Origin of the sequence: Pseudomonas sp. BN505 (genome assembly GCF_029873175.1) — a bacterium.
Lineage (GTDB): Bacteria > Pseudomonadota > Gammaproteobacteria > Pseudomonadales > Pseudomonadaceae > Aquipseudomonas > Aquipseudomonas putida.
This window is the reverse complement of record NZ_SSOI01000012.1, coordinates 75,942-96,771: the sequence shown is the minus strand read 5'-3', so window position 1 is coordinate 96,771 and position 20,830 is coordinate 75,942. Positions and strand designations below refer to the sequence as shown.

Below are 20,830 nucleotides of genomic sequence, written 5' to 3'. Positions count from 1 at the left end.
GGAATTCTAGCCTACTCGTGAGTAGGTGGTCTACCAAATGGTTTTCCAGCCTGTGACGATCCGACAAAAACAAGCAAGGGGATGTGCTCGATGAAGATCCAAGGTGTAGCAGCAGTGGTGACAGGCGGGGCCTCGGGCCTCGGTGGTGCGGTTGTGGCAAGGCTTGCAGCTGCTGGTGCAAAGGTTGCGATCATCGACCTGAATGAGGAACTCGGTCAGGCGCATGCTCGCGCAACCGGTGGGGTCTTCATTAAGGCGGACGTCACCAGCGAGGAGGCTATTGAGCACGCCCTAGAAACTGCTGAAGGTGTTCATGGTAAAGCTCGAATCCTGGTCAACTGTGCAGGAATCGGCCCACCCGCTAAGGCCATCAATCGCGATGGCAAAGCACTGCCTCTTGTTGATTTTGCGCGAATCGTGAACATCAACCTCAATGGCAGTTTCAACGTGCTCTCTAAGTTCGCAGCGCGTTTGCATGCCGCGGAGCAGTCAGACGAAGAGCGCGGTGTGATCATCAATACCGCCAGCGTCGCAGCGTTTGACGGACAAATTGGACAGCCCGCATACGCCGCATCAAAGGCCGGCATTGTGGGTATGACACTGCCGCTAGCCCGAGAATTCGCGCGTTACGGCATCCGAGTGATGACGATTGCGCCAGGCATCTTCCTGACTCCATTACTGGCGTCATTGCCACAGGAGGCTCAGCAGTCCCTTGGTCAACAGGTTCCGTTTCCAAGCCGTCTGGGTCAGCCAGACGAGTTCGCCCAGTTGGTTCAGTCAATCGTTGAGAATCCGATGCTGAATGGCGAGGTGATTCGCCTGGACGGTGCAATCAGGATGGCAGCCCGATGACTACTCATGATCTGAAATTGGCATCGTCGATTGCGGACAATGTTGAGAAATTTGTACGTGAAGTCGTGGTTCCTTATGAGCAGGATCCACGCCGCGACCATCATGACTGTCCGACGGATGAGCTTGTTGCCGAGTTGCGCGAGAAGGCTCGCCAGGCTGGCGTCCTCACCCCTCACATTTTGGCCGATGGAAGCCACTTGAGCCAACGTGGTACTGCTTTGGTGCTGGCACGTACTGGCCTGTCCCCGTTGGGGCCTCTGGCATGCAATACCTGTGCGCCGGATGAGGGCAACATGTACTTGCTGGGGAAGGTAGGAAGTGACTTCATTAAAGAGAAGTTCCTTGCCCCCCTGGTGTCGGGTACCGCTCGCTCTGCTTTTTTCATGACGGAACCAGCTGAGGATGGAGGAGCCGGGTCAGATCCTTCAATGATGCGAACGACCTGTCATCGTGAAGGCGATAGCTGGGTGATTAATGGGCGTAAAGCATTCATCACTGGCGCCCAAGGTGCACAAATCGGGATTGTGATGGCGAAGGCTCACGAAGGGGCATGCATGTTCCTGGTGAATCTACCCGATCCGGCAATCCGTATCGAACGGATCCCCCGCACAATTGATAGCTCCATGCCGGGTGGGCATGCTGTGGTCACCTTGGACAACCTTCGTGTACCGGCTGAGCAAATGCTTGGGAATGCAGGTGAAGGATTCCGTTATGCCCAAGTTCGACTTGCTCCCGCCCGACTGTCTCATTGCATGCGGTGGTATGGCGCCTGTTTACGAGCTAACGAAATTGCCACTGACTATGCCAATCGCCGTATGGCATTTGGCAAAGTGCTGATCGATCACGAAGGCACAGGATTTAGCCTTGCAGAGAACCTGATTGATCTGAAGCTGGCCGAATTGATGATTCAGTGGTGTGCCGAGGTTTTGGACAGTGGAGCTTCGGGCGGTAGCGAAAGCTCAATGGCCAAGGTCGCTGTCAGTGAAGGCCTGATGAGAGTTGCCGACCGCTGCGTCCAGGTCATGGGTGGGAGCGGTGTCACCGGCGATACGATTGTTGAGCAAGTATTCCGTGAAATTCGCGCATTCCGTATCTACGACGGCCCAACTGAAGTTCACAAATGGTCCCTGGCGAAGACGATCAAGCGTGAGTGGACGAGGGACAACCAATGAATGCCCTTGAACAAAAGGCTAATGCAGGAGCAGGTGCTGTCAGGGCTGACATGGAGATCGACGAGCAGACGTTGGGTCGCTGGATGCGTGAAAACGTGGAGGGGTTTTCTGGACCTATGACTGTCCTGCAATTCAAGGGCGGGCAATCCATACCCACTTACCAAATCACCACTCCAGGCACTAGCTATGTGCTTCGTCGCAAACCGTCTGGAGTGCTGCTAAAAGGCGCCCACTCGGTTGAGCGAGAGGCGGAAGTTCAACACGCATTGGGTAAGGTGGGCTTCAATGTGCCCAAAATCTTTGGCCTCTGCACCGATTCGTCCGTCATCGGTACCCCTTTCTATGTTATGGAGAAAGTGGAGGGAAGGATTTTCTGGGATGCGACTTTTCCGGACGTAAGCGCTGTAGAGCGGCCAAAGTATTTCGACGCAATGAACGAAACGCTTGCCAAGCTGCACAGCATAGAACCGTCCGAGATTGGCCTTGAGTCGTATGGAAAAGCGGGAAACTACTTCTCACGCCAAATCAGCCGTTGGACCCGCCAGTATCTGGAGGATGAGGCGGCAGGGCGCAATCCCGATATGGATCTGCTGGTGAAATGGCTACCCGAGCACATTCCAGCTGGTGACGAAACGCGCATCGTCCACGGCGATTTCCGCTGCGACAACATGATCTTCCATCCTAGCGAACCTAAGGTCATTGCGGTGCTTGATTGGGAGCTGTCCACACTTGGACATCCCCTTGCAGACTTCGCCAACCACGCAATGATGTATCGCATGCCTCCTGACATCGTTGCAGGCCTTGCAGGGGCAGACTTGGAGCGGCTGAACATCCCATCAGAGGCTGAATACGTGCGGTCGTACTGTGAGCGTACTGGCCGAGCTTCAATACCTGAGTGGGAGTTCTACATCGCTTTCAATTTCTTCCGCATGGCGGCTATTTTCCACGGCATAAAGGGTCGGGTTATCCGCGGAACGGCGGCCTCGGCCCATGCGCATGAGCGGGCAAAGAGCTTCCCAGTGCTGGCTACGTTGGCTAGGAAAGCTCTGGAGGGATGTCGATGAACGATTCGATATTGCTTGATGTTCAAGCAGGCGTGGCGACCATAACCTTGAACAGGCCTCTGCTTGGAAACGCAATCGATTTGCCAATGGCGCAAGCGCTCCTAAAGGCTGCGATCGAGTGCGACCAGCAGTCCGCGATCAAAACTGTAGTGTTAACCGGGAGTGGAAAGCTCTTCTGCGCAGGCGGTGATCTGGATTCATTCGTTGCCGCAGGCGACGGTATCGGCGGCTTCCTAAGTGAATTGGCCGGAACGCTGCACCTTGCCGTATCCAGGTTAATGCGTATGCAAAAGCCTCTGGTTGTCCTGGTCAATGGTCCTGCTGCGGGGGCTGGCATGAGCCTGTCGCTCGTCGGTGACATTGTACTGGCTGAGCCGGGCGCTTCTTTCACTCCGGCATACGGGGCTATTGGCTTAAGTCCCGACGGTGGGCTTACTTGGTTGTTGCCGCGGTTGGTTGGCTTACGCAGAGCCCAGGAAATCATCTTGCTCAATAAGCGCATCTCGGCAGAGCAAGCCCAGGCGAATGGCCTCATCACGCGCGTCGTGAGCGAGGGTCAATTGCGGTCCGAAGGAATTGATGTGGCGCATAGCCTCGCGTCGATGAATGTCTCCGCTTTAGGACGGGTCCGGAGTCTCCTGCTGGACACTCATGGTACCTCCCTGGAAACCCAGCTCGAAAATGAGGCCCGCAGCATTTCATCGGTTGCCGGCCAGCCCTACGTCCGTGAAAAAGTTGCTGCGTTCGTTGAGCAACGAAACAACAAGAACAAGAAGGAGTCTAGTCATGGCTGATGCCTACATAGTGGCAGCGGTTCGTACCGCCGGCGGTCGTCGTAATGGCAAGCTGGCAAGTTGGCATCCAGCTGATTTGGGCGCCGAGGTCCTGAACGAACTCGTGGAGCGCGCAGGAATTGACCCTGCGGCAGTGGAAGACGTCATTTTTGGTTGCGTGACTCAGGCTGGTGAGCAGGCTTTCGCGTTTGCTCGAAATGTAGTGCTCGCATCGAAACTACCTCAGAGCGTGCCCGCGGTTACTGTTGATCGCCAGTGTGGCAGTTCTCAGCAAGCAGTTCAGTTCGCTGCTCAGGCTGTTATGTCCGGTGTTCAGGACGTCGTTATCGCTGGGGGCGCTGAAAGCATGAGCCGCGTGCCGATGTTCTCCAACATGTCTTTCCATGAAAAGGAAGGAATTGGTATTGGTCCGTTCAGTGAGCGTATCAAGGAGCGGTTCGGGGTCAATACGTTCAGTCAGTTCGCGGGCGCGCAAATGCTTGCAGAGAAATATGGTTATGACCGCCTCACCCTCGATCGCTTCGCTCTGCAAAGCCATCAGCGTGCTGCTAATGCGGCGAACAATGGTGCATTCAAGAATGAGATCGTTGGGCTGGTGGTTGGTGAAGGCCTGCACCTGGTGGATGAGGGTATTCGCTTTGATGCCTCCCTTGAGGGCATTGGTTCGGTCAAGCCACTTATTGAAGGCGGTGTAGTAACGGCGGCCAATGCCAGCCAGGTCTGTGATGGGGCATCGGGTGTACTGATTGTCAGCGAACGTGCATTGAAGGCGCACGGGCTAACACCTATTGCCAGGATCGTGGATATGACCGTCACCGCTGGCGACCCAGTAATCATGCTCGAAGAGCCCATTTTTACTACGCGCAAAGCGTTGAAAAAAGCAGGCATGAATATCTCGGACATCGATCTGTACGAAGTAAACGAGGCGTTTGCGCCTGTTCCACTAGCCTGGCTGGATGCCATTGAGGCGGACCCAGAGCGGCTGAATGTGAACGGAGGTGCAATTGCCTTGGGCCACCCGCTTGGTTCTTCCGGTACCAAGCTGATGACCACGTTGATCTACGCACTTAAGGCGCGAGGAAAGCGCTACGGTCTTCAGACTATGTGTGAGGGCGGCGGAATCAGCAATGTGACGATCCTGGAGGCTCTCTAAATGGCATTCCGCAATCGAGTGACCGAACTTCTGGGCATCAAGCACCCTATCGTTCAAGGGGGCATGATGTGGGTGGGACGCGCCGAGTTGGCCAGCGCTGTTTCCAATGCCGGTGGGCTAGGCACGCTCACGGCGTTAACTCAGCCTACGCCTGATGACCTGCGTCGTGAAATCGAGCGATGCCGCAGCATGACCGACAAGCCATTTGCGGTGAATCTGACCATCCTTCCGTCGGTCAACCCACCACCCTATGCTGAGTATCGCCAAGCGATTATCGAATCCGGTGTTCGGATCGTGGAAACGGCAGGTAATAAACCTCAGGAACATGTAGAGGCTTTCAAGGCCCACGGGCTAACGGTCATCCACAAATGCACTGCTGTCCGTCATGCTTTATCGGCAGAGCGCATGGGGGTGGACATCATCTCCATCGATGGTTTCGAGTGTGCAGGACACCCTGGTGAGGATGATGTTCCGGGGCTGGTGCTGATTCCCGCAACGGCAGACAAAGTCAGTATCCCGATCATAGCTAGCGGCGGCATTGGCGATGGAAGAGGCTTGGCTGCTGCTATGGCGCTGGGCGCTGAAGGCGTAAACATGGGGACTCGCTTCTGTGCAACTCGCGAAGCGCCCATACATGATGCAATCAAAGCATTCTTGGTGGATAACGATGAGCGAGCGACCAACCTCATCTTCCGTCGATTCCATAATACCGGACGCGTTGCCCGAAACAGTGTATCTGACACCGTCGTGAATCTGTCGAATGAACCGGGCGCAACCTTCGAGGATATTCGCAGCTACGTGTCCGGGGCCCGCGGACGCGAGGCTCTCGAAACTGGAAATCTCGATGCAGGACTGATCTGGGCAGGGCAGATTCAAGGGTTGATACGTGACATACCTACCTGCAAAGAGTTGCTGGATCGAATGGTGAGTGACGCCGAAGAAGTCATTCGCAAGCGGCTAGCTCGAATGCTCAACGAGACGCTGGAGATTGCGTGATGACTTACAAATATATCGATGTAAAGCTGGAAGGCCGCCTCACTGTCATCACTCTACAGCGCCCAGAGGCACACAACGCACTTCATTTTGCCGCTCACGAGGAGCTTCATCGTGCATTCAACGAATTCGCCAGTGACGATGAGCAGTGGGTTGCCATCATCACTGGCAGTGGAGCGAAAGCGTTTTGTGCCGGTCATGATCTAAAGCAGCAGGCATCAGATGCCAATCTTGGAACGCCGCCCAGTGGGTTCGGTGGCCTTGCTTCGCGCTTTGACTTGAACAAACCGGTGATTGCCGCTGTGAACGGTGTCGCTATGGGCGGAGGCTTCGAGCTGGCACTAGCTTGCGACATTATCGTTGCCACTCAGAACGCGGCTTTTGCCCTCCCTGAAGTGAAAGTGGGGCTGGCAGCACTGGCCGGCGGTATGCAGCGACTGCCGAGCTTAATCGGCTTGAAGCGAAGCATGGGCATGCTGCTGACTGGGCGTCGTGTATCGGCCAGTGAAGGAGTGCAGCTTGGATTCGTAAATGAGGTCGTGGAGGGTGACGTAATGGATGCTGCACGCCGTTGGGCAGCGGACATTCTCGCATGCAGTCCGCTCTCTGTCCGGGCGACCAAAGCAGCGGTAACACGTGGTGTGGATGTACCAGTGTCTCAAGCTATGCAGGAGCAGTGGGATTATCCAGAGATGCAGAAAATGCTCAACTCTCAGGACGCTATTGAAGGGCCCAAGGCGTTCGCGGAGAAGCGCCCGCCTAGGTGGGTTGGCTTTTAACCGACCGTGATGTGCAAGCTAACAAATACAAAAAGAGGATAGGCCATGCACCCGTACATTCACGCCAGCGAGCAGCCTAAGAAAGCTGCATGTATCATGGCGTCGACTAATGAAGTTCTGACCTATGGCGAGCTGGAGGCGCTCGCTAACCAGGGCGCTCGCTTACTACGCAGTCATGGCCTCAAGCGAGGGGACACAATTGCGGTAGTGCTTGGGAACGACTTTGAGATTTTCGTTGCAGCCTGGGCAACACAGCGTATTGGTTTATATATTACCGCGGTGTCTACCAAGACATCAGTAGACGACCTCGCGTATGTGCTGGAAAATTCCGGAGCCAAAGTCCTGATTGCAGGGGAGGCTTATTCGGAAGTTGCTAAAAAAGCAGCGGAAAAGATCGGTTCTGAGAAGTTGCATGTTTTTAGTTCTGCCCAAGGTCAGGTGCCATTCATCAAAGCATGTGGGAATTATCCCAACCATCCAGTCAGCGATCCGACCGCTGGATCCGACATGTTATATTCATCTGGCATGACTGGCCGACCCAAAGGTGTAAAGCCGCAATTGCCGGAGGGGCCGATCGAGGCGATGACTCCTCTAATGCAGTTGGGGGAGCGCTTGTATGGAATGGATAAGTCGAGCAGCTATCTCTCCACTTCGCCTTTGTATCATGCAGCACCTCTGCGTTGGGCAATGGTCATTCATCGCTTCGGTGGAACAGTCGTTATTCAAGAGCGATTCGATGCAGAGCAAACTTTGGCGCTGATCGAAAGGCATCGAATCACTCATGCTACGTTCGTGCCGACGCACTTCGTGCGCATGCTCAAGCTCGAAGAGCATACACGCCGTCAATACGATCACAGTTCATTGCAAGCTGTTATCCATGCCGCCGCGCCATGCCCGGTACCAGTCAAGCACGCCATGATTGACTGGTGGGGGCCTATTGTCCACGAGTACTATTCTGGCACCGAGACCTGTGGGATCACTGCGCTGAACTCTGCTGAGTGGCTGGACAAGCCAGGATCAGTCGGTAGAGCCGTCCTGGGCGTGGTTAAGATCGTTGGTGCCGATGGTGAGGAAGTACCTGCCGGCACTCAGGGAGATGTGTATTTCGCAGACGGACCTAAGTTTGAGTATCACAATGATCCGGAGAAAACCCGGCAGGCATATAACAACAAGGGATGGGCCACCCTAAATGATATCGGCTGGGTTGATGAAGAGGGTTACCTCTATCTCACTGACCGTAAGAGTTTTATGATCATCTCCGGTGGGGTGAATATCTATCCGCAGGAAATTGAAAATCACTTAATTACCCATCCTGATGTAGAGGATGCCGCTGTCTTTGGTGCACCTGACGATGAGATGGGAGAGCGTGTAGTTGCCGTTGTGCAGCCAAAAGCTGGTGTTGTCGTCGACGAGCAATTTTCAGAAAAATTGCGGAAGTTTGTACGAGATGCCTTGGGTGGCGTGAAATGCCCGCAGCAATTTGATTTCAGGAGCGAGCTGCCGCGCGAGCCTACTGGAAAGCTCATGAAACGCTTGCTTAAAGCAGAGTATGAAGCGGCGCATCGCACTCAAAAAGATGTGGTGTCGCGCTGCGCGAGCTTGAGCTAAGACGATGTCATAAGCTACCTAGGGGGCTCCGATACGGACAATTTTGTTGTACCTCCTAGGTATTCTCAAGCGGTGGACGTTGTTGGCTCAAGGCGTTTGCCATTATCAATCATATCGCTGGGCTTTATGCGATAAGTTGAGGTTCCAGGATGAACGGCGATTTTTATGAGCGAAAACCTTGGTTGGCACGGTACTCGGCCGGGCTTCCAGACGTAATAAATCCTGCTTTCGACAGTGTGCTAGCAGCATTCCAAGTCGCTGTCGAAAGCACTCCAGATCTTCCTCTAGTTCAGTATTTCGATGGCTGCCTTACGGCCAAGGAATTGAACGGGGCCGCTGATCGCTTAGCATGTGCCTTAATTGCAAAGGGGTTTGAGCCTGGAGATAGGCTTGGCCTATTTCTTCAAAACAACCCAGCTTTTGTAATCGGCCAGCTTGCATGCTGGAAGGCTGGTGGGGTTGCTGTAGCGATTAACCCAATGAATAAAGCTCGGGAGCTTACTTTCATATTGAATGATAGTGGTGCTCGTGCTTTGTTGTGCCTTGATTCACTGTACGTGGAAGTGGTTAAAGACACTTTAGCACAGGATCCAGCACAGGTTTCGATTGTCATCACAACCTCTATGCTTGATGGCCAGAGCTTGAACGATCGAAGGATTTTGGACGATGCGGAGAGGCGCCCCACGCCATCAGGGGTGCTTGACTTGCGAGAAATCACCGAGTCGCACGAGGGAAGCGGAAAGTTTTCCACAGTGTGGCCTTCCGTGAATGATGTGGCGATGCTTACCTATACCTCTGGTACAACGGGTAAGCCAAAAGGAGTGATGAACACTCACGGCAATCTAATCTTTAACGCCCAGGCTTATAGGGATTGGGTCGGCTTGACTTCGCAGGACAAAATTCTCGGTATTGCACCGCTCTTTCATGTGACAGGTGCCGTCGCACATGTCGCCTTATCTCTGTTGACATCCTGTCCCCTGATTTTGGCTCATCGATTCCATCCTGATGTCATTCTCGATGTAATCCGCCAGCACCGACCGACTTTTACCATTGGTGCAATCACAGCGTTTACCAGTCTGATGAATACCCCAGGTTCAACCCGAGACGATTTTTCCTGCTTTCGCGCCGTTTATACAGGTGGTGCTCCTATGTCTCCTGCCACTGCTGAGGCTTTTGAGGCATTTTCGGGTATCTATCTCCACAACGCATTCGGCATGACTGAAACATGCTCACCAACACACCTAGTGCCCTTCGGGCAGAAGGCCCCAGTGGATAAGAGTAGTGGGGCAATCTCAATCGGTGTTCCAATCTTCAATACCTCAGTGCGGATTCTTGATGATGAAAATCGTACGGTCCCTGTTGGAGAAATCGGTGAAATTGTCGACTCAGGCCCTCAGGTGATGCGGGGCTACTGGGGGCAACCCCACGCTACATTGGACGCCTTGGAGGATGGCTGGTTGCGCACCGGTGATGTCGGATTCATGGACAAGGATGGTTGGTTCTATTTGGTCGATCGTAAAAAAGACATGATCAATGTCAGCGGCTACAAAGTCTGGCCGCGAGAGGTGGAAGATGTTCTTTACGCCCATCCTGCTGTCCACGAAGCGATTGTCGTAGGTGTTCCTGACGGTTATCGAGGAGAAACTGTAAAGGCCGTTGTATCACTGAAACCTGGAGCAACGGCGTCCGAGAAGGACCTGATCGCGTATTGCAAAAGTAACTTGGCAGCGTATAAGTATCCGCGAATTTTGGAGCTGTTGCCGGAGTTGCCTAAGTCGGAAACGGGAAAGCTTCTGCGCAGAAGCGTAAGATGATTATAAACTTTTGATAGCTATGTAATTTTAGATCGTCCGGGTGTCGCTTGGCTTAATCTCAATTGGCACATCTGCCCCGCCGCGAATAATTAGCCCGGACGATTGTTCTCTTTCATTTTGAGCAAGCTTATACAAGGTTAATTTCCATGAGTCGGATAGACCCGGTTGTGATCGTAAGTTTCGCCCGCACCCCTATGGGTGGTTTCTTAGGAGATTTTAAAGATGTGGCCGCTGTTCAACTCGGCGCTGCCACTACACGTGCGGTGATGGAGCGCGCAGGGCTTCGGGGCGACGTCGTGGATGAGGTTTTCATGGGGTGTGTGTTGCAAGCCGGTCAGGGCCAGGCGCCGGCGCGACAGGCTGCAATTAGTGCAGGGCTCTCTCAAGAAGTGGTTTGTTCCACCGTGAATAAGATGTGCGGCTCTGGAATGAAGAGTGTGATGCTCGCGCATGATGTGCTTGCTGCTGGCAGCGCTGACATAGTGGTAGCTGGGGGGATGGAGAGCATGTCAAATGCCCCATACCTACTTGATCGAGCCCGCTCTGGCCACCGTATGGGGCACGGCAAGATCCTCGATCATATGTTTCTAGACGGCCTAGAGGACGCATATGAAAAGGGCAGTCTGATGGGCACTTTCGCGGAGGATTGCGCCCAAGCTTACGGATTCACCCGCGAGCAGCAAGATGTCTTCGCCATTGCTTCGTTAACCCGTGCTCAGGCAGCGATTGCTGATGGCCGCTTCCTTGACGAGATCGTGTCGGTACAAGCGAGGTCGGGGCGCGATGTTGTGAACATCGTAAGGGATGAGCAGCCACCTAAGGCACGTCCAGAGAAAATTCCTTTCTTAAAGCCAGCATTTCGCGAAGGGGGGACCGTTACGGCAGCCAACTCCAGCTCTATTTCAGACGGCGCCGCATCGCTGTTATTGATGCGTCTGTCTGAGGCGGAGAGGAGGGGTTTGACTCCATTAGCCCGTGTTGCAGGGCATGCATCTTTTGCGCACGCGCCAAACCTGTTCACCACTGCCCCAGTGGGCTCAATTCAGCGTTTGCTGGCTCGTACCGGCTGGAGCATAGGTGATGTAGACCTCATGGAAATCAATGAGGCATTCGCCGTTGTACCAATGGTTGCAATGCGAGAGTTGGATATCCCACATCACAAACTGAATGTTCATGGTGGTGCTTGTGCCTTGGGCCACCCTATCGGTGCGTCCGGTGCACGAATTCTGGTTACCTTGCTTAGCGCGCTTCAGCAGTACGACTTGAAGCGTGGCGTGGCCTCCGTGTGTATCGGTGGCGGTGAAGCAACCGCTGTTGCAATTGAGCGTATGGCCTGAGGAGTTATTGATGATCCCTAACGAAGACGAAATCCAGATTCGCGAGATGGCACGACAGTTCGCTCAAGAACGGCTGAGGCCATTCGCGGCAGACTGGGATCGTGACCACAGTTTCCCCGCTGAAGCAATTCAGGAAATGGCTCAGCTGGGCTTCCTTGGAATGTTGGTGCCAGAAGAGTGGGGCGGCGCAGCAACTGGTCACGTGGCCTACGCAATGGCATTGGAAGAGATTGCTGCTGGCGACGGCGCATGCTCGACCATTATGAGCGTGCACAATTCTGTTGGCTGTATGCCCATTCTGAAATACGGCAACGATGAGCAGAAACAACGCTTTCTGCGTCCGCTAGCATCCGGTGAGATGATCGGTGCCTTTGCCCTAACTGAGCCGCAGGCGGGCTCTGATGCTAGTGGTCTACGTACTCGTGCTCGCCGCGAAGGTGATGACTACGTACTGAACGGAGCCAAACAATTCATAACCTCCGGTAATTACGCTGGAGTGGTCATCGTGTTTGCAGTTACTGACCCTCAGGCCGGTAAGAAAGGTATCAGTGCATTCATAGTGCCGACAGATATCCCTGGTTACCAGGTGGTGCGGACCGAGGAGAAAATGGGGCAACATGCCTCCGATACCTGCCAGATCCAGCTCGACGAGGTAAGGATTCCTGCGAGCCTACGATTGGGCGAGGAAGGGGAGGGCTATCGTATTGCGCTTTCGAATTTAGAGGGCGGACGCATCGGGATTGCAGCACAATCAGTCGGAATGGCACGCGCTGCTTTTGAAGTGGCCCGCGATTACGCCCGCGAACGCCAGGCATTTGGTAAGGCGATTATTGAGCATCAGGCGGTAGCTTTCCGCTTGGCTGACATGGCCACTCAAATTGCTGTAGCACGCCAGATGGTCCATCACGCAGCGGGCCTCCGAGAAGCTGGGATGCCATGCCTGGTTGAAGCATCAATGGCCAAGCTGTTTGCTTCGGAAATGGCTGAAAAGGTCTGTTCGTCTGCAATCCAAACCCTAGGTGGCTATGGCTATCTCAAGGACTTCCCGGTGGAGCGAATTTACCGCGATGTGCGCGTAGCCCAAATATACGAAGGGACTTCTGATGTGCAGCGTATGGTCATTGCCAGGGATCTCTAAAACAGTTGGCCCACCAGATCGTCCCGCCAGCTGAGCAGCCGTCTCGCTCGCCCTCAGCTGTAATCCTTCAGTGCTTGCGCTCAGTAAGAAGCGTCAGGGCCTAAATTGCCTACGTACGGGAGCGCTCAGAGACACGATACGGTGCAAGAGGCGCTCGGGTTGTGCGCTTTTTCTGAGCCAGTGTGCATTTTCCAAAGCCCTCCGGCTCCCGCTGGACGTAGGAGGGCGGCGGAATAGAGCCTCCTCTGCTCTCAGTCAGATAGCTTGACAAATTTAGGCAAATTTTGAGGCAACCTCGTGCATGGACCTTGGCTTTCCCTCGCTTTAGATTGGGCTTAATAATTTTAATAAAAACGGCCCTTTACGGGGTATCTACATGGAGGGAAAGGCAATGCCTTCACTCATGTCAGTCCAGCTACCTACTATGCCTATCCGCTCAATGATAAGGATCGCCTACGCATTCCTTTCAAGCGCAGTTTCCGTTATCACAATCGCCAATTCATTCAGGCCTCCGTCCTGAGCAGTTTTCACTGCGCTCCGTGTAAAACGGTGTGCGCGGATAAACAAAACAAAAACAAAACGCATTCATATTCGCCCGCTTTATTTTGGCGATATGAATTTATGCCGCGATAGGAGTGAGAAAGTTGGAACGACCTGATCTGAAAAATCCTGATCTCTACACGCAGAAGGTTCCTCATGAGGTCTTTGCACGACTACGTCAAGAAGAACCGGTCTTCTGGAATCCTGAAAGCGATGGTGCAGGATTTTGGGCGATACTGCGGCACAAGGATATTGTTGAGGTTTCTCGCCAGCCATTGTTGTTCTCGTCCGCATATGAAAACGGCGGTCATCGAATTTTCAATGAAAATGAAGTGGGCTTGACGAATACGGGTGAGTCTGCCGTCGGGGTGCCCTTCATCTCACTCGACCCACCTATTCACACTCAATACCGCAAAGTCATCATGCCTGCGCTTTCGCCTGCACGCTTAGGGGACATTGAGCAGCGTATCCGGGTAAGAGCTGAAGCACTGATAGACAAAATTCCATTGGGTGAGGAGGTTGATCTAGTCCCTTTGTTGTCGGCCCCGCTGCCACTACTCACCCTAGCGGAGCTTCTCGGGCTAGATCCTGAATGTTGGCATCAACTGTATCACTGGACAAATGCATTCGTTGGTGAGGATGATCCCGAGTTTCGAAAATCACCTGAAGACATGGGCAGAGTACTCGGGGAGTTCATGGGGTTTTGCCAAGAGCTATTTGAAAGTCGACGCGCAAATCCAGGCCCCGACATTGCAACCTTACTGGCCAACGCTGAAATCAATGGTAATCCTGCGTCGCTCCGCGACTTTATCGGCAACTTGATACTCACCTTGGTTGGCGGCAACGAAACCACGCGTAACTCAATCAGTCACACAATCGTTACCCTTTCCCAGCAACCCGACCAGTGGGACATTTTGCGGCATAAGCCAGAGCTGCTGAAAACCGCCACTGCTGAGATGGTACGCCACGCCAGCCCTGTTTTACACATGCGCCGCACAGCGATGGAAGACACGGTGATAGGTGGGCAAGCAATCCGCAAAGGGGATAAAGTGGTGCTCTGGTACGCCTCCGGGAATCGCGACGAAAACGTTTTTCCGGATGCCAACCGGTTCGATGTCACTCGTACCGGTGTTCAGCATGTCGGGTTTGGTTCGGGTCAGCATGTCTGTGTCGGATCCCGACTCGCTGAGATGCAGTTGCGTGTGGTTTTCGAAATTCTGAGCCATCGTGTCAAAGGATTTGAGCTGTGCGCTAACCCGCGTCGCTTCCGCTCAAATTTCCTCAATGGGCTGAAAAACTTGAATGTCGTATTGGTGCCAAAATGACTATTCTTGCCGCAAGTCGTGAGATTTGGACGAACGATGCCATCATAAGTGACACGCTCTGCTGCGCTCCTGATGTTTCCTTCGAATCTGTATCACATGGCTGGCGAATCAGTCGCTGGCGTCAGTTCGTAGGCCATTACGACCTTCCCTCGTTGCCCCAGCCCACTTACGTCGCTCACGTGGGGGGAAAGCAGCAAGTGCGGATGTGGGAGGGTGGGCGCTGGAGCGACGAAAGCTCCAGACCTAGTGACGCCACCATTGTTCCGGACGGGCTACCATCGCGCTGGCTAGTAGATGGCGAGTTAGATGTCGTCACGTTCAGTGGCATTGGCAGCATGGGAGAGTATGGGCATGAGCTTACAGCCCTCAAATTCGCCTACGCCGATCCACTAGGAATCGCACTAATGCGACAGGTTCTTGCCTGTCTTTACGAGCAACCTAGTGCCGAGCGCGACAGTTATATCGAGGTGTTGATGGCCGCCTTCCTAGCCCATTTGCGCCGGGGAGGGAGAGGCAGTGAAGTACAGATACCTTGCACTGTTTCTTCGGCCCATCGCCTGCACCGAGTCCTAGCAAAAATCCGCGAGTGCCCGGAAGCCGAGTTTGGCTTAGAGGAGCTGGCCCTGGAAGCGGAGATGACGACCTCCCATTTTTGTCGGATGTTTCGTCAAGCTACAGGAACAACACCCCATCAGTTTGTAGTTCGCACGAAGCTTGAGCGTGCGGAGCACATGCTCCACCACTCCGCATTGCCTATCTCGGTGATTGCAGATTCGCTGGGCTTTAAGTCACAAGGGCATTTCGCCCGGCTATTCCGTCAGCAAATGGGGGCTACCCCAACAGAGTTTCGCAATCGCGGACGTAAAGGGAAATGATCATGCATGGATTTCACGGGCTCGTGCTCCCTGATTTGATGTTGCGCGCAGGTACAGAGCTGCTTTCGACTTCTGACATCTTTGTCGACGAGAACCCCTGCACTGCGCAGGTTATCGCTGAAATACCAAGTGCATCTGCTTCTGACGTAGACGCAGTAGTCAAAGCCGCAAAAACAGCCTTTCACGCCACTTCCTGGCGTGATCTGACGGCACTTCAGAGGGAAGGTTTGCTGCATCGTTTTGCAAATGCGATTGAGGCTGATGCAAACCGATTGGCCGCTTTGGAGGCTTTGGATACCGGGAAACCCATCTCGATTGTCCAGTCTGTCGACATTCCAGCTGCTGTTAGCTGGTTGCGTGTATTCGCTGGGTGGCCAAGCAAGTTGGCAGGCCGATCAGGCAGTCTGACGGCAACCCCAGGGGACTTTCACGTATACACCCGGCGTGAACCTGTGGGGGTGGTGGCTGCGATCACTCCTTGGAATTTTCCGCTGGTGCTCTCGATGTGGAAAATTGCTCCGGCTTTGGCGGCCGGCTGTACTGTGGTGCTTAAACCTGCCCCTGAAACGCCACTAAGTGCTTTGCGCCTGGCAGAAATTGCATTGGAGGTAGGATTCCCACCAGGTGTTCTCTCTGTAGTTACTGGTGGAGGACTTACGGGAGCCGCGCTGGCCGCACATCCTGATGTATCAAAAGTTGCTTTCACCGGCTCTACCGCTACCGGGCAGGCGGTGCTTCAAGCCGCTATCCCTGAAGTCAAACGAGTTACGCTTGAGTTAGGTGGAAAGTCTCCAACTATCATCTGTAAAGACGCGGATCTGGCAAGAGCAATTCCCGAAGCTGCAATGGGCTGTTTTTTTAATAGCGGGCAGGTTTGTTATGCCGGTACTCGTCTATATGTCCATGCAGAGATCTACGAGCAGGTACTTGAAGGGATCGCCGGTGTTGCCTCCAGCCTGAAAATTGGCAGTAGTGCCGATCCACGCAGTCAGCTTGGTCCGCTCATCAGCGCCCGCCAGCATGAGCGAGTGTCCGGCTTTGTTGAGAGGGCATTAGCAGAAGGCATTGGTCGTTACGATGTGCCAAATATCCAGATTCCCGGACAAGGTCATTTCTTCTTACCTACTGTCATGCACGACGTTCCACAGCATGCGGAAATAATGCGTGAAGAGATTTTTGGTCCGGTGCTGTCTACGGCGCGCTTTGATGACTTGGATGAAGCGATAGCTCGGGCCAACGATAGCACTTATGGGCTGGCGGCCCATGTATGGAGCCGTGATCTTGCTACGACTCATCGCACTGCGGCCAAGTTGCAAGCTGGCACGGTGTTCGTCAACTGCGCTTTGCTGGCGGACCCTAGTTTTCCTTTCGGTGGAATGAAGCGGTCCGGCCTGGGACGGGAGAATGGACTTGAGGTGCTAGACGCCTACCTAGAACCTAAGTCTGTGGTGGTCTCATTAGCTTAGACATAGACACACACTAAAAATAAAAAGAGAGGATTACTATGCAAATTTTGGCAGCTGTGGCCAGGCATCCTCACGCCGACTTTACCCTTGAGAATGCTATTCTTGAGGCTCCGCGCGATGATGAGATTTTGGTGAAAATCGTTGGCGTAGGCTTGTGTCATACAGATCTAGTTGCTCGTGATCAATTTATTCCTATTCCCTTGCCGGCGGTACTTGGTCATGAGGGGGCAGGGATAGTTGAGAAGGTTGGTAGAGCTGTAACTAAAGTGTCTCCAGGGGATAGAGTTATCATCGGCTTTAATAACTGCGGCGTCTGTCCTCGATGCCGTGAACACTTGTCGGCCTACTGTTCAGAATTCCCGGTTCGTAACTTTGCGGGCGCCCGGCCAGATGGTTCATCGGCCATTTCGATTGAGGGAGAACGTGTCTCGGCCAACTTTTTCGGTCAGTCGTCTTTTGCCAGTCATGCGCTGGCTAACGAGCGAAATGTCGTAAAAGTCGAAGACCCAGAGCTTCCATTGGAGATTCTTGGCCCCCTAGGTTGCGGGTTGCAAACAGGCGCGGGGGGCGTTATTCGGTCATTGGCCTGTCCAAAAGGAAGCAGTATTGCAATTTTTGGTGGGGGTCCCGTAGGTTTGGCCGCTGTAATGGGGGCAGTCATTCAAGAGTGTGGCGTCATCATTCTTGTTGAACCGATGCCAGGGCGAAGAGAGCTTGCTTTAGAGTTAGGTGCGCATCACGTTCTTGACCCACTGGCTGGAGATGTCGCAGCCCAAATCCGCGAAATACTTCCCACAGGAGTGGATTTCGCCTTCGAGTCCAGTGGTCGAGAGTCAGTGGTAGAGGCCGCATTGGCATCTTTAGGTAGCCATGGTTTGCTTGGGCTGGTAGGCGTTCCGCCTAAGCCAGATAGCGGTGTTTTTCTGAACCTTGCGTCGCTTATCACATATGGCCATCGAATCCACGGGATCATTGAGGGAGACAGCGATCAGGATACTTTCATTCCTGAGTTGTTATCGCACTTCAAAGCCGGGCGCTTCCCGTTCGATAAGTTAATCAAGACTTATTCTCTTGAACGCATTAATGATGCTGTTGCCGATCAGGCGCAAGGCATCTGTGTGAAAGCTGTTCTGCTAACTTAAATGCCTGATTCGAGTAATGCTTGGGGTTAAGTTGGCTCCAATCTAAAAGGTGAACTATATGCCCATGATTTCAGTCGTGTGCCGTGATGGTGTTCGAGTTGAATTATCTGCAAGCCCTGGTGTGACGCTGATGGAGAGTTTGCGTGATTCTAGCGTTGGAGATGTCACCGCCCTATGTGGAGGGTGCTGCTCCTGCGCGACTTGCCATGTTTTCGTCTTGGAGGGGGGCGAATACTTGCCGCCCGTTAGTAGTGATGAGGGCGATATGCTTGAGGGAAGTTTATTTCGTCGTGCCAACTCCCGCCTTGCTTGCCAAGTTCAAATCGAAGATACGTTCGACGGGCTGACCATTGAGATAGCACCGGAGGAGTAAGATGGAACGTTTCGACGTTTTAATTGTGGGTTCTGGCCATTCCGGAGCCCAAGCGGCAATCGCTTTGCGTCAGAATGGTTTCTCTGGAAGCATCGGAATGGTAGGGGAAGAACCTCATCTTCCTTACGAGCGTCCTCCGCTGTCGAAAGAATATTTTTCTGGGGAGAAAGGGTTTGAGCGGATTTTGATTCGCCCAGCCGCATTCTGGAACGATCGAGCGATTGCCCTTCTGCCAAGTTGCCGTATCGAAAAAGTTAGTCCGGAGGTCCATGAGGTCGAGACGGCTGAAGGAAGACGTATCGGATACGGAAAACTAATTTGGGCCGCCGGTGGCCGAGCACGGCGTATGAATTGTGCCGGTGCAGAGCTGAATGGAATTCATGTCGTTAGAAATCGCGCCAATGTTGATGCGATCCTTGCTGAGGTGGGGGCTGCCCAAAATATTGTGGTGGTTGGTGGTGGTTACATTGGGCTTGAAGCGGCCGCAGTATTAAGCAAGCTCGGCCATCCTGTACACCTAATTGAGTCCCAGGACCGGGTTTTATCGCGAGTTGCCGGAGAAACTATTTCACGCTTTTATGAGGCTGAACACCGTAAGCATGGAGTGACTGTCCGCTTAGGAATAGGTGTAGATGCCTTGGAAGGCAGCAATGGGCATGTGACCGGGGTCTGTTTAACCGACGGTACAAAGATTCCAGCAGACTTGGTCATTGTAGGGATTGGCCTGATTCCGGAGGTTTCTCAACTGCTTAGTGCTGGAGCTTGTGGCGCCAACGGCGTTGAAGTAGATGGTCGCTGTCGCACGTCGCTGCCTGATGTTTTTGCAATTGGTGACTGCGCGTGTCACACCAATTTCTATGCGGGTGGTGAGGCGATGCGCTTGGAGTCTGTTCAGAATGCCAACGATCAAGCAAGCGTTGTAGCGAAGGAAATCCTCGGAGTAGGAGAGGATTATCATGCTGTGCCTTGGTTCTGGTCGAATCAATACGATTTACGTCTTCAGACCGTTGGATTATCTATTGGTCATGATGAAACTATTTTGAGAGGAGATCCCACCAATCGATCTTTTTCAGTGATTTACCTGAAACAGGGGCGTGTCGTGGCTCTGGATTGTGTAAATGCCACGCAGGACTATGTGCAAGGACGTGCCCTTGTTGCGGAGGGAGCAGCGATTCCTCGCGTCACCCTGAGCGATGCAAAAATTTCGCTGAAGTCGATGCTTGGCTGACATGTGAGCACATATCGCGTTGGTGCACTGCTCGAACTGAAGAAATCAAATGCACCTCTCTAAAGTTGGTTTTTTGTAGGTCAGTCAACTGATTTGCGTGTAGGTCAAGCGTAGAGTTACTTGGCGCCAATTCCCTTGATAGAGCGCCGATTTCATTCTTAGTGACGGAGCGAACAGTGAAGTCTGCGAGCTAAATAATTAGCTTTCGGTTTTTTATTGTTTTCGTTCCGCGACGCAATCGTATTACAACAATAAAAAGGTGATCGTCGTGAAAAAACTGAACTCCAAGGTTTTTGCAGCTTTGCTTGCTTCGTTTGTTGGCTCCAGCTTCGCTTTCGATGGAATGCCTGGTGACTATGGTTGGGCTGGTGACGGTACCACCGTACTACTGCTCTATGGTCAATATGAGAGCGCAGATAAATTTAAGCTCGATGGTAGTGGTGACGTACCGAACTCCAAACTAAAAGCTTCTGCTGGAATTGTTCGCGGGGTGCAGTATGCCGAAATCGGTGGCTGGAAAACCTCCTTTCAGTTCTTCGTTCCCATTGCTGATTTGTCCACGGTCAGAATTGGGGGTGTAGATCAAAAAACAAACTCAGGGGTTGGCGACCTTACCATCGGAGCAACAATATATCCTTTTGCGTCCTCCGAACCTACCGGGACTACCTTGGGTCTTACACTTTTTGTCACGGCCCCTACCGGAGATTACGATAGTGATAAGGTGAACGTTGGCGATGGGACTTGGGCTCTTACCCCTCAGATTGGTTTGGTTCAAGGACTTGGGAACGGGTTTTTCCTTGACGCTACCGCAGACGTAGGATTTTATGAAAGTGAGAGGCATAACGGTGTTAAAAAGTCAGTTGACCCGGCTAGCCAGGTTCAGCTTGATCTCCGTTATCAGTTTTCACCAGCGACTTCGGTATCTGTAGGGTATTCCAGGCTTTACGGGGGGGAGGAATACCTTGATGATCAGTACTCGGGGTCTAAGACCGACAGCCAGCAGGTGCGCTTGTTCGCCAGCCACTGGCTTACACCGACGGTGCAGACGCAGGTGATGCTGGGCAAAGATATTGATGTTGAAGGTGGATTTGAACACGACCTGATGGCTGTTGTACGATTTGCCAAAATCTTCTAAGGAATATAAAGCGGCCCTCCATGGGTCGCTTTATATGGCTAC

At 53.2% G+C, this 20,830-nt stretch carries 17 protein-coding genes; all 17 read left to right on the top strand.

The window, feature by feature from the left end; all coding sequences use genetic code 11:
- The first annotated feature begins 90 nt into the window (after positions 1-90).
- Entirely contained in the window at positions 91-852 is a 762-nt protein-coding gene (locus E8E78_RS00670; protein ID WP_280311622.1) for an SDR family NAD(P)-dependent oxidoreductase, read from the top strand.
- Entirely contained in the window at positions 849-2,024 is a 1,176-nt protein-coding gene (locus E8E78_RS00665) for an acyl-CoA dehydrogenase family protein (RefSeq protein ID WP_179052406.1), read from the top strand. Before E8E78_RS00670 ends, E8E78_RS00665 begins: the two co-directional genes overlap by 4 nt.
- A complete protein-coding gene (locus E8E78_RS00660; RefSeq protein ID WP_179052407.1) occupies positions 2,021-3,088 on the top strand; it encodes a phosphotransferase in 1,068 nt (355 codons plus the stop codon). The genes E8E78_RS00665 and E8E78_RS00660 overlap by 4 nt, the downstream gene beginning before the upstream one ends.
- The gene (locus tag E8E78_RS00655) at positions 3,085-3,882 is read left to right on the top strand and encodes an enoyl-CoA hydratase-related protein (protein ID WP_280311621.1); all 798 of its coding nucleotides are present in this window, start codon (positions 3,085-3,087) and stop codon (positions 3,880-3,882) included. Before E8E78_RS00660 ends, E8E78_RS00655 begins: the two co-directional genes overlap by 4 nt.
- Positions 3,875-5,035: an acetyl-CoA C-acetyltransferase gene (locus tag E8E78_RS00650; RefSeq protein WP_179052409.1), complete on the top strand. Its 1,161-nt coding sequence runs from the start codon at positions 3,875-3,877 to the stop codon at positions 5,033-5,035. The genes E8E78_RS00655 and E8E78_RS00650 overlap by 8 nt, the downstream gene beginning before the upstream one ends.
- The gene (locus E8E78_RS00645) at positions 5,036-6,031 is read left to right on the top strand and encodes a nitronate monooxygenase family protein (RefSeq protein ID WP_179052410.1); all 996 of its coding nucleotides are present in this window, start codon (positions 5,036-5,038) and stop codon (positions 6,029-6,031) included. It abuts the gene before it with no gap.
- Positions 6,031-6,807, top strand: a complete 777-nt coding sequence (locus E8E78_RS00640) for an enoyl-CoA hydratase-related protein (protein WP_280311620.1) — start codon at positions 6,031-6,033, stop codon at positions 6,805-6,807. Before E8E78_RS00645 ends, E8E78_RS00640 begins: the two co-directional genes overlap by 1 nt.
- A gap of 45 nt (positions 6,808-6,852) precedes the next feature.
- Complete coding sequence (locus tag E8E78_RS00635) at positions 6,853-8,415, top strand: acyl-CoA synthetase (protein ID WP_179052412.1); 1,563 nt, start codon at positions 6,853-6,855, stop codon at positions 8,413-8,415.
- Between the two features lie 149 nt (positions 8,416-8,564).
- Positions 8,565-10,229 carry an AMP-binding protein gene (locus E8E78_RS00630; RefSeq protein ID WP_280311618.1) on the top strand — a complete coding sequence of 555 codons (1,665 nt, stop codon included), beginning with the start codon at positions 8,565-8,567 and terminating at the stop codon, positions 10,227-10,229.
- 146 nt (positions 10,230-10,375) lie between these two features.
- On the top strand, positions 10,376-11,566 hold the full coding sequence (locus tag E8E78_RS00625; protein WP_280311617.1) for an acetyl-CoA C-acyltransferase: 1,191 nt from the start codon (positions 10,376-10,378) through the stop codon (positions 11,564-11,566).
- Between the two features lie 10 nt (positions 11,567-11,576).
- A complete protein-coding gene (locus E8E78_RS00620; RefSeq protein WP_280311616.1) occupies positions 11,577-12,704 on the top strand; it encodes an acyl-CoA dehydrogenase family protein in 1,128 nt (375 codons plus the stop codon).
- A gap of 644 nt (positions 12,705-13,348) precedes the next feature.
- Positions 13,349-14,569, top strand: a complete 1,221-nt coding sequence (locus tag E8E78_RS00615; RefSeq protein ID WP_280311615.1) for a cytochrome P450 — start codon at positions 13,349-13,351, stop codon at positions 14,567-14,569.
- Positions 14,566-15,444, top strand: coding sequence for an AraC family transcriptional regulator (locus tag E8E78_RS00610; RefSeq protein WP_280311614.1), 879 nt, complete (start codon positions 14,566-14,568; stop codon positions 15,442-15,444). The genes E8E78_RS00615 and E8E78_RS00610 overlap by 4 nt, the downstream gene beginning before the upstream one ends.
- A 2-nt stretch (positions 15,445-15,446) precedes the next feature.
- On the top strand, positions 15,447-16,910 hold the full coding sequence (locus E8E78_RS00605) for an aldehyde dehydrogenase family protein (protein WP_280311613.1): 1,464 nt from the start codon (positions 15,447-15,449) through the stop codon (positions 16,908-16,910).
- Positions 16,911-16,948: 38 nt separating this feature from the next.
- On the top strand, positions 16,949-18,052 hold the full coding sequence (locus E8E78_RS00600; RefSeq protein ID WP_280311612.1) for an NAD(P)-dependent alcohol dehydrogenase: 1,104 nt from the start codon (positions 16,949-16,951) through the stop codon (positions 18,050-18,052).
- Positions 18,053-18,426: 374 nt separating this feature from the next.
- Positions 18,427-19,653 (top strand): FAD-dependent oxidoreductase, encoded by a 1,227-nt coding sequence (locus E8E78_RS00595; RefSeq protein ID WP_280311611.1) that lies wholly within the window; start codon positions 18,427-18,429, stop codon positions 19,651-19,653.
- A gap of 268 nt (positions 19,654-19,921) precedes the next feature.
- On the top strand, positions 19,922-20,788 hold the full coding sequence (locus E8E78_RS00590) for a transporter (RefSeq protein WP_280311610.1): 867 nt from the start codon (positions 19,922-19,924) through the stop codon (positions 20,786-20,788).
- The last annotated feature ends 42 nt before the right edge of the window (positions 20,789-20,830 follow it).